The sequence below is a fragment of the Geminocystis sp. CENA526 genome, assembly GCF_050753365.1.
GTDB lineage: Bacteria > Cyanobacteriota > Cyanobacteriia > Cyanobacteriales > Cyanobacteriaceae > Geminocystis.
The window spans coordinates 33,098-45,351 of sequence record NZ_JBLZFY010000025.1; the positions used below are offsets into that span (position 1 = coordinate 33,098).

General features: G+C 33.5%; 16 protein-coding genes. 1 reads left to right on the plus strand and 15 read right to left on the minus strand.

Features of this window, described 5'->3' with window-relative positions; all coding sequences use genetic code 11:
- Positions 1-63: 63 nt before the first annotated feature.
- The 11 genes from ACN4EE_RS09240 to ACN4EE_RS09290 form a co-directional block, all read right to left on the minus strand.
- The gene (locus ACN4EE_RS09240) at positions 64-189 is read right to left on the minus strand and encodes a hypothetical protein (protein WP_431706143.1); all 126 of its coding nucleotides are present in this window, start codon (positions 187-189) and stop codon (positions 64-66) included.
- A 44-nt stretch (positions 190-233) separates the two neighbouring features.
- Positions 234-1,040 carry a DUF4382 domain-containing protein gene (locus tag ACN4EE_RS09245; RefSeq protein WP_431706144.1) on the minus strand — a complete coding sequence of 269 codons (807 nt, stop codon included), beginning with the start codon at positions 1,038-1,040 and terminating at the stop codon, positions 234-236.
- A gap of 180 nt (positions 1,041-1,220) precedes the next feature.
- Positions 1,221-2,102: a beta-carotene hydroxylase gene (gene crtR, locus ACN4EE_RS09250; protein WP_431706145.1), complete on the minus strand. Its 882-nt coding sequence runs from the start codon at positions 2,100-2,102 to the stop codon at positions 1,221-1,223.
- A gap of 175 nt (positions 2,103-2,277) precedes the next feature.
- Positions 2,278-2,604, minus strand: coding sequence for a DUF6883 domain-containing protein (locus tag ACN4EE_RS09255; protein WP_431706147.1), 327 nt, complete (start codon positions 2,602-2,604; stop codon positions 2,278-2,280).
- Between the two features lie 210 nt (positions 2,605-2,814).
- Positions 2,815-3,312, minus strand: coding sequence for a cytochrome b6-f complex subunit IV (petD, locus tag ACN4EE_RS09260; RefSeq protein WP_431706148.1), 498 nt, complete (start codon positions 3,310-3,312; stop codon positions 2,815-2,817).
- 223 nt (positions 3,313-3,535) lie between these two features.
- Complete coding sequence (gene petB / locus ACN4EE_RS09265; protein WP_017295510.1) at positions 3,536-4,204, minus strand: cytochrome b6; 669 nt, start codon at positions 4,202-4,204, stop codon at positions 3,536-3,538.
- Between the two features lie 250 nt (positions 4,205-4,454).
- Complete coding sequence (locus tag ACN4EE_RS09270; protein WP_431706149.1) at positions 4,455-4,712, minus strand: DUF2283 domain-containing protein; 258 nt, start codon at positions 4,710-4,712, stop codon at positions 4,455-4,457.
- Positions 4,705-4,959 carry a DUF4258 domain-containing protein gene (locus ACN4EE_RS09275; RefSeq protein WP_431706150.1) on the minus strand — a complete coding sequence of 85 codons (255 nt, stop codon included), beginning with the start codon at positions 4,957-4,959 and terminating at the stop codon, positions 4,705-4,707. Before ACN4EE_RS09275 ends, ACN4EE_RS09270 begins: the two co-directional genes overlap by 8 nt.
- A gap of 154 nt (positions 4,960-5,113) precedes the next feature.
- A complete protein-coding gene (locus ACN4EE_RS09280) occupies positions 5,114-5,905 on the minus strand; it encodes an SDR family NAD(P)-dependent oxidoreductase (RefSeq protein ID WP_431706151.1) in 792 nt (263 codons plus the stop codon).
- A gap of 134 nt (positions 5,906-6,039) precedes the next feature.
- Positions 6,040-7,155, minus strand: coding sequence for a coiled-coil domain-containing protein (locus ACN4EE_RS09285; protein ID WP_431706152.1), 1,116 nt, complete (start codon positions 7,153-7,155; stop codon positions 6,040-6,042).
- Between the two features lie 41 nt (positions 7,156-7,196).
- Complete coding sequence (locus tag ACN4EE_RS09290) at positions 7,197-8,177, minus strand: coiled-coil domain-containing protein (protein WP_431706153.1); 981 nt, start codon at positions 8,175-8,177, stop codon at positions 7,197-7,199.
- A 102-nt stretch (positions 8,178-8,279) separates the two neighbouring features.
- On the opposite strand from ACN4EE_RS09290, the gene ACN4EE_RS09295 reads away from it, so the two are divergent.
- Positions 8,280-8,630, plus strand: a complete 351-nt coding sequence (locus tag ACN4EE_RS09295) for a helix-turn-helix domain-containing protein (RefSeq protein ID WP_431706154.1) — start codon at positions 8,280-8,282, stop codon at positions 8,628-8,630.
- Positions 8,631-8,933: 303 nt separating this feature from the next.
- Here ACN4EE_RS09295 and ACN4EE_RS09300 read toward each other — a convergent pair whose 3' ends face one another.
- The 4 genes from ACN4EE_RS09300 to ACN4EE_RS09315 form a co-directional block, all read right to left on the minus strand.
- Positions 8,934-10,118, minus strand: a complete 1,185-nt coding sequence (locus ACN4EE_RS09300) for a GNAT family N-acetyltransferase (RefSeq protein ID WP_431706155.1) — start codon at positions 10,116-10,118, stop codon at positions 8,934-8,936.
- 407 nt (positions 10,119-10,525) lie between these two features.
- Entirely contained in the window at positions 10,526-10,867 is a 342-nt protein-coding gene (locus ACN4EE_RS09305) for a nuclear transport factor 2 family protein (protein WP_431706156.1), read from the minus strand.
- A gap of 81 nt (positions 10,868-10,948) precedes the next feature.
- A complete protein-coding gene (locus ACN4EE_RS09310; RefSeq protein ID WP_431706158.1) occupies positions 10,949-11,416 on the minus strand; it encodes a DUF2214 family protein in 468 nt (155 codons plus the stop codon).
- 138 nt (positions 11,417-11,554) lie between these two features.
- A complete protein-coding gene (locus ACN4EE_RS09315; RefSeq protein ID WP_431706159.1) occupies positions 11,555-12,016 on the minus strand; it encodes a hypothetical protein in 462 nt (153 codons plus the stop codon).
- Between the last annotated feature and the right edge of the window lie 238 nt (positions 12,017-12,254).

Genomic DNA, 12,254 nt, shown 5'->3' on the forward strand with positions numbered 1-12,254 from the left:
GAAGAAAAATGATAAGGATAAGAAGGGATGAGGGGAGAGGGGGAAGAAAATGTTTTAAAACCTTCATTCTACTTTTTCATCATTAGTCAAAATACCGACTTGTGCCATTAAATTATATTCTCTGACAGTCAAAAGTCTTAAAGATGAAGAATCTATGACATTAGTGGAAGAAGATTTGGTGAGTAGCATATTCAGGTTTAAACTTTGAATATTGTTTAGAAAAATCACTTTTCTTAATTCTCCATTATTTTACAGTGTCCTTCTCCAACGTGTCCTAAAGAGTGCAAATTTTTGATTAATTTTTGATAGTCTTCGGAAGTCAAATTTTGTTCTAACGTGGCTAAATCAGTGGTTAAAATGCCGTTAATCGCAAGATTTGCTAGGGGTTGAAAGCCTAACGCACCTAGATTTAATTCATCATCGGCGGGGGTTTCACTATCTCCAAATAAATGATCAAAATGAAATGTTGTCTCTACTTCGGCGGTTTTTCCTTCTTCTAAAAATCCTTTTCTCTCATCGCCCACAAATTCACCGCAAACATAATTTAATTCTATAGGCAAATTGAGGGTAAATTCGATCGAATCATTGTCTTTTTGAGCGATACCTTGTAAAACAATACTAGCCTGAGTATCACTATTGACTAATTGCCATTCTAAAGCATTATAATTGCCCACAGGTGCAGACACTTCCACAACTTTTATGGGAGGGGCGTTTTCATCTCCTTGCGCCAAATCAACAGTAACTGCATCACTGACAAGGGTGACAGATTTAAGGGGTGTTAACTCTTGTTCTCCATCAGGATTGAAAGGAGGCTCGGTTTGATGTGCGATCGTACCTGCTAAAGTAACGTAAGCATGGTTAAAATCGACACGCCAACCGTCTTTTGTCACAAATCCTTCTCGAATAAAATCCTCCCCATTTGCCACTAAAATCAAAGATGCTTGAGGGGTATCTTCTTGGGTAACAGGATTCACTCCGCAACTAGATAGTAGTATCGAAAGAAGTAAACTTTTAACCGCAATATTTCGCCAATTTTTCACAATATCAACTCATTTTATAGACTTTTCTATATCTTGAGTCAGTTATTTGTTTTATTCAATACCCCAACGGGGGAGGGGGGATAAAGTAAGAAGTAAGAAGTAACGTAGGGGCTTAATATATTAAGCCCTCCCCCATCAGAAAATAACAAATATTTCTCAATTCTCAATTCTCAATTTTACTTAGTGTTTTTCATGTAGTCTAATGCCTAAAAAGACATCATACATAAAACTCCAAAAGTTTTTACCGTTGAGTAAGTCCAAAGATTGCTCACAACCTTTAGCATCTAAGAGAGATTTAGTTGCATAATAAGCTGGTTCATATTTATACCAAGGAATAGAAGGCCATAAATGGTGAACTAAATGATAGTTTTGACCGAAAATCAAGATATTTAACACTTTACCCGGATATACTCTAGCATTTTTCCATCGATCGCGCTCTTTAAAAGGACGATGGGGTAAGTAGTCAAAAAATAAACCTAATGCAATACCTACCACTAAAGCTGGTACAAACCAGAAATTCATCACATAACCGATAAAACCGTAGTGAATGCCTAAAAACACGATCGAAAATAAAAATAAACGACTCAAAAACCATTCTAAAAGCTCATATTTACGCCATAATTTTCTCTTAAAGAAAAAAATCTCATGGTAGAAAAACCTTGCGGCAATCATCCATAAAGGACCTCCTGTGGAGACAAAATGATCAGGATCGTTTTCTGGATCATTTACGTTTGCATGGTGTTGTAAGTGGACTCTAGTAAACACGGGAAAGGCAAAACCTAACATTAAGGCACTACCATGACCTAGTATGGAATTAATGATTCGATCTTTATGGGCACTATTATGGGAAGCATCATGGATAACAGTACCCGACATATGCAAAGCAAGGACATTGGCACTAAAACACACCCAGTCCACCCATCCCCATAAAAAATAACCGATGGTAGAAAATGTAATTAATAAAATGGCGGTGATAAACATTAGCACGTTTGGATTAAATCCTCCCGGTGCTTTAAGATATTCTTTTGGTACTGAGGTCAATACGGGTGATACTGACTGCATTTGTATTGTAAACTCCTTCTTTAAATATGGATCAATAATTTTTTTTATTATGGTAGTTTATAATATTTTGCTCTTAACGTAAAGATTTGTAAATAAAGTATCTTATATTTTTTTATGACTATTTGATTATTTTATTTGTTATGAAATATAGTTATGAAATGATTGATGAGTCAAATTAATCAAAATTATTTCTTCCTGTAATAAATTTCGTTTGCCCTGAATCAAACTCTGTCATCCAAACGGTAATTATATTTAAAATAACTCCATTAATTCCTTTCAATTCTCCTTTAATTTCATATTTATCTCCAAAATTATTACTTTCAGTATAAACTGCATTTAACGGTAGAATTTGTTGTCGTAAATCTTTTTCTAATTCTTTCGCTGTTGCTATACTATAACCTGCCTTTAATAAAAATTGAGATTTATCATCTATAGGTTTCCACTGTAATAAATATTTTGTTAATTTTGTTTCAGCAATTATTGCATCTTGAGGCAATTTCATTTTTCAAACTATATTTAAGTTTTTTGATTCAATCATAAATTACATCATAAATAACTATTTAATACCTTATTTTAACGATAAAATATTATTCATTAATTGGTTATGAAACAACCATAAAAAAGTCGATCGACCCTAAAAAAACTCAAGGAAATGAGCATAGGATCGATCGAGAGGGGTGTATTTTAATCTTTTGGAAATTTAAGTCAAAACCTAGAACAAACCCAAAGTTAAAGACTTGTCAATGGGGAATACAGAACCAGCACCTAACCAAAGAGTTACTAAAGTACCGAATAAAAATACAGTCATCGCAATAGGGCGACGGAAGGGATTTTGGAACTTGTTAACACTTTCAATGAAGGGGATTAACATTAAACCCAAAGGAATAGCGGCTTGACAAGCGATACCTAAAAGTTTGTTAGGTAAAACGCGCAAAATTTGGAATACGGGGTATAAATACCACTCAGGCAAAATTTCCAAAGGTGTAGCAAAAGGATCAGAAGGTTCACCAATCATAGCAGGATCGAGAATGGATAAACCAACGATTAAGCCTAATGTACCCAAAATACAAACGGGGAACATATAGAGAATATCGTTAGGCCATGCAATCTCACCGTAGTAATGATGTCCCATGTTTTGAGCTAATTTTGCTCTTAATTTTGGATCGTTGAGATCGGGTTTTTTGATTAATTGAGAGTTAGGATTGGACATTAATTATTATCTCCTACATTAAGGAAGTTATGAAAAAGCAGAATAATTATTTATTGTATCCTGATTTTTTCTTAGTATTGTAAAAAACAGGTTGGATGTATATAACCCAACCAAATGAAGGAATTTTGACTTACGCAATCATAATTGTATTCTGTCATTGCGAGGCACGAAGCAATCTCAATTAACCTTGATTTTTCTTATAAATGCGCAAGTTACAATATTTTTACAAAGGACCAGAAATACCTTGCTTACGGATTAAAAGGAAGTGTAATAACATGAATACTGCCATTAACCAAGGTAAAACAAAGGTGTGGATGGTGTAAAAACGAGTCAAAGTTGCTTGACCTACACTTGCACCACCTCTTAAAAGTTCTACCATTTGATCACCTACTACAGGAATTGCCGCAGGTACACCAGATACAATTTTAACCGCCCAATAACCTACTTGATCCCAAGGTAAAGAGTAACCAGTTACACCGAAGGAAACGGTAATAACCGCCATAGTTACACCCACGATCCAAGTTAATTCACGAGGTTTTTTGAATCCACCTGTTAGGTAAACACGGAAAACATGGAGGATTAACATTAATACCATCATACTGGCTGACCAACGATGGATCGATCGAATCAACCAACCGAAGTTAACTTCATTCATGATAAATTGAACGGAGGTAAAGGCTTCGGTAACGGTGGGTTTGTAGTAAAAAGTCATAGCAAACCCAGTGGCAAACTGAATTAAGAAGCAAGTTAGGGTAATTCCGCCTAAGCAATAAAAGATATTGACGTGGGGGGGAACGTATTTGCTACTAATATCATCGGAAATCGCATCTACTTCGAGACGATCGTTAAACCATTTATAAACAGGAGAATCGGTTACTTGTTTAGTAAACATTAAGCCGTGAACTTAGAATTTTATGTACAGTGTTTTTAATTTTTAACCTCAATCAATCTCAGTTTTGTGAAGATTTAAGGTTATGTTAAGTCAAGGAAATTATATCATGACGTTGTAGCAAGACTAGACATTGATCTCGATCGTTCGATCGAGGGGTTTTCTGAGACTCGCTACATAAAATTTAACATATTTTGGTGATCAAAGGGAACTTTTAACTGCTAAAATCACACAGTTTAAATGTTGATCTTAATTAGCATAATTGTTTACTGAAAAGGTTGAATTCCTGTAGCATGGTGATCGTTGATTCAGGGAGCAAAGATTTTAATTTGAAAAAAGACTCAGGGGTTATCTTCTTGGTGTCTAATAATTCAATAGCAACTATGTCATCTCGATCGTTGTAGTCAACAACAATGCCATTAGCTATTTCTTCAGAATCCAATACAGTATCATCTGTTAACTGAATATATGCAGCATCTACTTCAGAGTCATAACTAAATTTTCTAATCATCTTTAAAACCCCTATCAAAATAAACGGTTATTATATATACTGGACTTTTGACTGGATTGAAAACTACTTTTAACGCACGATTGCCATAATCAGAAATACGTTTCCAATGATAAACTTTATTCAGATTAGGATAATATGCTACTGCATCAGGAAAATCTAATGTTTGCTGAATCCAATCTTCTCTTATGTGTGATCTTCCTGTTTTTTGCAATTCTTCTATGGCATGAAGAGAAAATATGTATTCCAACTTATAATAACATCTCCCTCTCAGTAAAGTTCACATTAGACAATAATCACTGAGACTAATAATCATCATCTAATTTTACAACTGATTGAGAATTGTTGTATATAGCAATTTTTAAATCAATGATAAGGTACATTAATTTTGGTAATTTTATTTCTTAATTTTGACGAAATTGTTTTTCTACTCCACTAACAATCAATTCCCTAGGGAAAAAGCGACTGAGATTCACCACAATTTGATTACCAATTCCTCCCGTAACGACATTTGCTTGGGATTTTTCTAAAGCTGATAAAGCATTTTTCACCACATCTTCGGCTTTGGCTATACTCGATTGGTTGCCTTTTTCCATCCCCGGAAAATTGGTAAATTCTGCCACTTCAGGAAATTTTGACTCCGTAGGACCCGGACAAAGAGCTAATATTTTGATACCATAGGACTTGTATTCTGCCCACAATGCCTCTGAAAATGACAAGACAAAAGCTTTTGTTGCCGCATATACCGACAAATAGGGTAAAGGCTGATAACCTGCGATCGAACTAACGTTGATAATTTCGCCTTTACCTTGAGTTTTCATTTCTTGTAAGAATAGGTAGGTTAACTCTACTAATGCGGTAATGTTAACTTGTATCATATCTAATTGTTTAGATAAAGTTCGATCGGTAAACCTACCATAATCCCCAAAACCTGCATTGTTGACTAATAAATCAACAAAAATATTTTCTTGTTTAACTTGATTAAAAATGCTTTCTCCAGCGCGAGGTAAACTCAAATCTTGACAAATAACGGTAACTTTGATGCCATATTGAGACTCTAATTTTTCTTTTAATTCTACTAACAAAGAGTTCGATCGAGCCACGATAATTAAATTATAATTGCGTTGAGCTAATTCTTCTGCAAAAGCCTTGCCAATCCCCGAAGATGCTCCTGTAATAAGTGCTGTTTTTGTCATAAAATGGTTAATAGTTTGTATGATATATTTATTAAAACCAATTTTACTATAAATAATATAGGGTTTTGAGATGATCGATCGTACCTCGCAATTAATTCTTCATTCTTCATTCTTCATTCTTCATTCTTCATTCCTTACTTTCCTTTTTGTTGATTTTTAGCTTGTTCTAAAGCAACTTCTTTCATCGCTTCAAAAGAGTTACGATTTGATGTACCTTCGATGGCTTTTATCGCTAAATCTTGTACTTGTTTTAATGCAGAATCTAATTGTTGAGATAAAGAATTAATGCGATTTTCGTTACTTAAAATAGTGGACTCTAAAGCCTGTATTCTAAGTTGATAATTTTGCGTTTCTCCATCAATTTCTTTCTGTCTTAAATCAGCTTTTACTTTAGCTTGATAAGTACCAATTCCCTTACCTTCATCCTTAGCTTTCTTAACTTCATTCTCTAATTTTTGCTCAAATTCGGCAACTTTTTGTTTTGCTTCTTGATATTCTTTTTCTTTGTCAGAAATAGCTTTTTCCCTTTCTTCCCAAATTTTTTCCTGTTGTTTTTTAGCTTCTTCTAAATCTTTGTATAATTGAGTCAATTCTTGTTCATAATTTTCTCGATCGAGCTGTCGATTTAGTTGTAAATTATAGCTATATTCTTCATTATCTCTTTGTTTATTTTTAGCAGAGATTTCGTTACGTTGTTTAATCTCTCTTTGCTTATTTTCTTGTTCTTTTGCCCATTCTTTTTGAGCCGTTAATAACTCCTCTTGTAAAGTTTCTAGCCGTTGATTATATTCATCAGAAAAAGTTGTTTGACTTTCTTCATAAGTAGTCAATAAATTCACTAAAGTATCATCTTCAATGGTTTCTAAATCATGTAATTCTTGGAGATGATTCACTTCTAAATCAATGTCAGTTTCTAACTTTTCTAAACTAGAAGCCTCCGTAATTAATTGCTCAGAAAGTTGACTAACGGCACTACCAAAACCAACTTGCAATTTTTCTAAACTTTCAATAACTTGCTCAATATTATTCATAGATTTAATGGGGATATTTTCTACGGGTTTTGAATTAACTTTTTCTTGATTATTAATAGGGTTATTAACAATTTTTGTGGCACTTTCAACGGCTTTTTGTTGAACTTGAGCTTGTTTTTTTGCTAAAGTAATTTCCTGTTCAAGTTTTGCTTTTTGCTGTTGCAATTCCTCATAAGCCTCTAAAATTTGGGCTTTGGTACTTTTAGAATTTATTGCCATTATCTTACCTCTTAATTATTTGATTTGACTGAATATTATTACTAATTATTGCTAGGTTGAAAAGCTCTTAAAGCTAAATTTTGTGCTTGATTGGTGACTTCTTTTAGTTGAGTAATAATTTCTTCAATTTGTTGATTTTGTTGCTCAATTTTTGCCTCTAAAGACTGTATCTTAAAGTCATAACCTTGTTTGGCAGACTCCCACTCTTTTTCTATTAGATTAGCCTTAATTTGTGCTTCTCGATCGGCTTCTTTTATCGCTTCAGTACGAGCCTTATTTGTTTCCGTTTTAATTTGTTCATCAAACCCTGCAATTTTCTCTTGATTTTGAGTAAATTCTGCTTCCTGATTAGTCAAAATAAGTTCTCTTTCTTCCCATAGTTTATTTTTGTCAATATTAGCTAAAGTTAACTCTCTTTCTTGGAGTCTTTTCGCTTCTTCATACTCATCCATTTCTCGTTTTCTCTCAATCTGTAATTGATAGGTAAAATCAGCTTCTTGCTGTTGTCTTTGCTGAGTTAATAATGTAGATTCTTCAGCAATTTTTAGTTCAAATTCCGTTTGCTCTTTTTCCCAATCTTTGCGTAATTTTTCCTGTTGTTTAACAATGTTATCTAAAGCATTTTGGGTAGAACTTTCAAGGGTTTTTATTCTTTCTTGATGTTCTTGTCTTAAAATATATAAAGCATCAGCAACTAAGCGCACTTTTTGCAGTTGAGTTAACTTTTCTTGTTCAACAATAATCGCTTTTTTCAACTCGGTTAAAACTTCCGATTCACTCTCTAAGCGAGTCGCTATTTCTTTGGTTAAATTACTAAAATCTAACTGCAAAGTTGCCATACTATTGACAATATTATTAACTGTATAATCGGCAACTTTCGTTAATAAAGCCTTATTTTTTTCCTTCTCAACGGCTTCCTCTTTGGTTTCAATTTTTGACTCTTGTTGCTTATATTCTACAAATAGTTGCCCGAATGCCGACATTATTTGTTCTTTGGTTTCTCGTATCTGTGCTTGACTCATGGCAGTAAACTTGACTTTTTATTCAACATGATGCTATCATCATAACCAATGTTGATTTTTTTGTCAACAAAATGTTGATTTTTTATTCAAGTTAGAGAAAAAATGCAGGAAACGGCAAATTTTGGGAATGTCATCAAGGAAGCAAGAAAGAAAAATGGTTATACTCAAAGGCAGTTAGCGGAGATACTAGGCATTGATTTTACTTATCTATCTAAGTTAGAAAATAATCGAGGAGATTCTACCCCAAAAGAGGAGTTGATTCGTTACATGGCTTTGTATCTGGGGTTAGACGAAGATGAGTTAATATTTTTAGCAGGAAAAATCCCTTCTGAGGATGAGGAATTAATCAAGCAACATTATCAACAGATGCCTTTACTTTTTCGCAGAATGCGAGAAAATCCCGAATTTGCGGCTAAGATTTTTCAACAAGTACAAGAATCTTCCCCTGAATAAGCTAGTTTGCATTTAATTTGACTGATGAAGGTAGGGAAAAGGGAAGAGGGAATAGGGAATAGTTAAAACTTGCAAAGATTTTCAACAATTCAGAGAAAATGTAAGTTAAATGAGTCTTAGCTTAGATTTCGATCGATCTGATAAAATAAGGATTTAATATTATATAAGTTACGCACTTGTAAAAATCAAAGGATAGAGATTCCTTCGCTACTCTCGGAATGACAGAATATCGTTAGAGGTTGGTAAGTCGTATATTATTCAACCCCTAGCAATCTTTTTGATGGATATTTTTGGCAATTTTTGTTAATCTTGGGAGTTGTTAGAGTCGGGGTGATTGGTTAAAGAAGAAGAATTATAAGTACTTTCTAACCAAGATTTTATCCAAGGGGTGGGAATGGGATTATGTACGGGTTTTAAACCGTTTAATACTTCGGGAAGGTTTAAAGATTCTAAGGGTTTTGCTTCTCTGAGTTTATGCCACACGGAACGAGACATCAATAAATTTTGATCAACTCTTTGCGCCCCTAATTTCTCTAAGTATTCTTCTCTTTCTGGTTGATAGTCTAAGGAGGAAACTAAGAGAGTTTGAGGTGGCAGGGTTTGGATTATGGTTGCCATTTGACTAATCAGTTTCGGATAAAGCCATGTATAGGCTGGATGTACGGTTAAAATTGCTTCATGGGGTTTACTCCCGTCTTTGGATAGGTATAATTTGAAGTAACCGATGGCTGCTTTTCTTTGAGGCTCGAATACATAAGCACTAATTTCTGCGGTATGGGTTAACCACCCTTGTATTTTTTGACAGATAAAACGCCCTAATCCTAGTTTGAAGTCTTCGATATGTCGATCGAACACTTGTCTTAACATGGGAGGCATGGAGACACAATCTAATTGATAGAGTAATTTCGCATCAGCATTACTCACGGGTAATAAGTTGGGCAAGTTAGGTTCTTGTTGTGCTAACTTTTGTAATATATCCCATGAACAACTCCAATGGGTTATTTGGGCGAGGGGCTGAAAACCATTTTCTCGGTATAATGCTAGGGTATTTTTTTCATTTATATTAACTTCTAGTACCCATGTTCTAGCTTCCCAAATTTTCTCGAAACAATGGCGCAAAAGTTGTGAACCGATGCTACGATTACCGATGAGTAAATGACTGATAGAAGTATTATAGTTAATCAAAACTTGTTCAACACGCCATGTACTGCGAGTATGATTAAAAGGGGAAACTTGAATTAAACCTTGTATTTGTTGATCTTTTTCTGCTACATACACATAAAAGTCATCCCCCATAGGTAGTATTTTTGATAGTTCTAATAAACCGTAAAAACTCTGATATTTTTGTATTTTTTCTAATAAAATTGCTTGATGACTGTTATACTCGATCGATAAGCGTTGTTGTAATAATGTAGCAATAGGGTTAAGATCACGATATTGTATAGAACGAATTTTCCATGAAGATTTAGGCAAGGTAGAAGTATTCATAAGATTTTAGGGGATAAAATTAACAATTTAAAATGAATTAAAGACTATCGAATAATATTTGATTGCTCACAAATTATAACTGATGACTATAGATAAAGATGTTTGTGTCAATGTCATAGACTTTTCCAAAAATAAGGATAACAAAGGCTGAAACCTTATACAGGTTGAATATTATTCAACTCCTCCGAAATAATAAAAAATCATTGTTGGAAATGTCTAATAACTAAAGTTATATGTTCATATTAGCTTAAAAAAAATCAGTTAGTGGGCATTAGGAGTAACCTAAGACGTATTTAACTTACCGTTTTTATTAAGTCTTAAAACTTGTACTGTTACCTGTTACCTGTTACCTGTTGCCTTTTGCCTTTTGCCTTTTGCCTTTTGCCTTTTGTCTCTTGCCTACCTCCCTACTTATTATATTCTTGCCATCGATCGATCGAATTGTTTTTAAAGTCTAAAATAATAAGATTATCACGATTATTTTCTTTATTTGTGATTAAATTATAATCTAACCATGACCATTCTATAAAGGCTTTATTTTCTTGAATAATTAGAGATTTAACGTGAATTTTTATATACTTTAAATTATCAAAATATGTTTTTGTTACTGTTTCAATATCTTCTTTATAAATAGTTGAATTATTATTTAAAATAATGACTCCATCATTGCTAAATAAGGAAGAAAACAAGAAAGCGTCTTTATTTTCACAGGCTTTTATTACGTCATTCACTAATAATTGATAATCCATTAAAAAAGAAAAATATTAACCAGTTTTAATCAAAATAAAAATTATAATTTTACCTAATTCCTAATTGCCTAATCTCTTTTTTTAGGATAAAAACCAATTAGCACCAATTCCCCTAGCCATCATGGATGCGAGTAAAGGAATAAGACTAAAACCGACTAATTCAAAGATAATTATTCCCCTGAGAATTTTATACTTATTAAGGCTAAATTCTGGAGGTTTTTCTTCTAATAAAGACTTAACCCAAAGAATAAAAGAAATAGTGGGATATAACGATACTATACCTACTATTAAATAAAGGGCAATTTTTGCAAAAAATACGGGTTGGTGCATATAATAAGCTGTATCTTTAGCAAAGTATAATACCCTTAAAACTCCTGTAACTAAAACAATTATTGCACCGATACCATAGGCACTGTCAGCTAACACTATACGCCATGCTTCTTTGACTGTTAATTTTTCTTTTAGGGTGAAAAATTCGATCGATAAGGATGCAAAAATAATTCCTATGCTCAAATAGTGAAAATAGGCTGTAATTGCACTAGCCCACATAATTAACTCCTATGATGATCTTGTTAAGTATAATGATTTTATTAGTTAGAAGTTACGCATTTTTACCAAAATCAAGGCATTGAGATTCCTTCGCTACTCTCGGAATGACGGAGTATTGTTAGAAGTGCATAAGTTTTATTAATATAGGAAAATTGCACCCGAAGTTTGCAAATTAAAAGTTCGATTTCCTTGACTGATACTTTCTATTTGTCTTATTGTCAATTCTATCATATTATCTTCTGTTACTTCTACGAAGTACTTTAGGTTAATTCTGGAGCTATTTTCATTTTGGATGTCAGGATAAACCACCAGAAAAAGAGGAGTTTCTACATTTTCGATCGTTCTTGTAGCATTTTCTTCTAACCTAAGAGGTTCAAGATTAGCATCGGTGAAGGCATAATCTAAGAGGATACCACTATCATTAATAATTTTTAAGGCGATAGGTTTATCGGTTTCTACTCTAGCGACAGGTTGCCAAAATCCGGGTTGAAAAGTTTCCGCAGGAGGATTTTCGGTGACGGGGGTTTCTGCTTGTGCTACAGCAGGTAAAACACCAGCATTGAGTAAAGCAAAGGAAGAAATTAAAAGATATTTAAACATTTTATTTTTGAATAGTAATTTTCTTGATTATAGTAACATAAACTTTCTTAAACTTATCCAATAATTAGGGTCTGCTGAAAAAGTATTTTGATGAGGGTAGGTATCACCTCAGTTCGACATAAAGAAAATGATGAAAACTAGGCTGGAGGACAAGTGGACAAGTGGACAAGTGGACGGGGAGAAAAATTCTCAATATTTGATGTACTTTTGAGAGAATTTTATTCATTCACCAGAAATA

Bases quoted from the DNA above. Each gene is read 5' to 3' on its own strand.
- petD (WP_431706148.1), bottom strand. From the start codon at position 3,312: ATGTCCAATCCTAACTCTCAATTAATCAAAAAACCCGATCTCAACGAT.
- ACN4EE_RS09270 (WP_431706149.1), bottom strand. From the start codon at position 4,712: ATGATTAGAAAATTTAGTTATGACTCTGAAGTAGATGCTGCATATATT.
- ACN4EE_RS09310 (WP_431706158.1), bottom strand. From the start codon at position 11,416: ATGTGGGCTAGTGCAATTACAGCCTATTTTCACTATTTGAGCATAGGA.
- ACN4EE_RS09280 (WP_431706151.1), bottom strand. From the start codon at position 5,905: ATGACAAAAACAGCACTTATTACAGGAGCATCTTCGGGGATTGGCAAG.
- ACN4EE_RS09240 (WP_431706143.1), bottom strand. From the start codon at position 189: ATGCTACTCACCAAATCTTCTTCCACTAATGTCATAGATTCTTCATCT.
- ACN4EE_RS09295 (WP_431706154.1), top strand. From the start codon at position 8,280: ATGCAGGAAACGGCAAATTTTGGGAATGTCATCAAGGAAGCAAGAAAG.
- crtR (WP_431706145.1), bottom strand. From the start codon at position 2,102: ATGCAGTCAGTATCACCCGTATTGACCTCAGTACCAAAAGAATATCTT.
- petB (WP_017295510.1), bottom strand. From the start codon at position 4,204: ATGTTTACTAAACAAGTAACCGATTCTCCTGTTTATAAATGGTTTAAC.
- ACN4EE_RS09285 (WP_431706152.1), bottom strand. From the start codon at position 7,155: ATGGCAATAAATTCTAAAAGTACCAAAGCCCAAATTTTAGAGGCTTAT.
- ACN4EE_RS09315 (WP_431706159.1), bottom strand. From the start codon at position 12,016: ATGTTTAAATATCTTTTAATTTCTTCCTTTGCTTTACTCAATGCTGGT.
- ACN4EE_RS09290 (WP_431706153.1), bottom strand. From the start codon at position 8,177: ATGAGTCAAGCACAGATACGAGAAACCAAAGAACAAATAATGTCGGCA.
- ACN4EE_RS09255 (WP_431706147.1), bottom strand. From the start codon at position 2,604: ATGAAATTGCCTCAAGATGCAATAATTGCTGAAACAAAATTAACAAAA.
- ACN4EE_RS09305 (WP_431706156.1), bottom strand. From the start codon at position 10,867: ATGGATTATCAATTATTAGTGAATGACGTAATAAAAGCCTGTGAAAAT.
- ACN4EE_RS09300 (WP_431706155.1), bottom strand. From the start codon at position 10,118: ATGAATACTTCTACCTTGCCTAAATCTTCATGGAAAATTCGTTCTATA.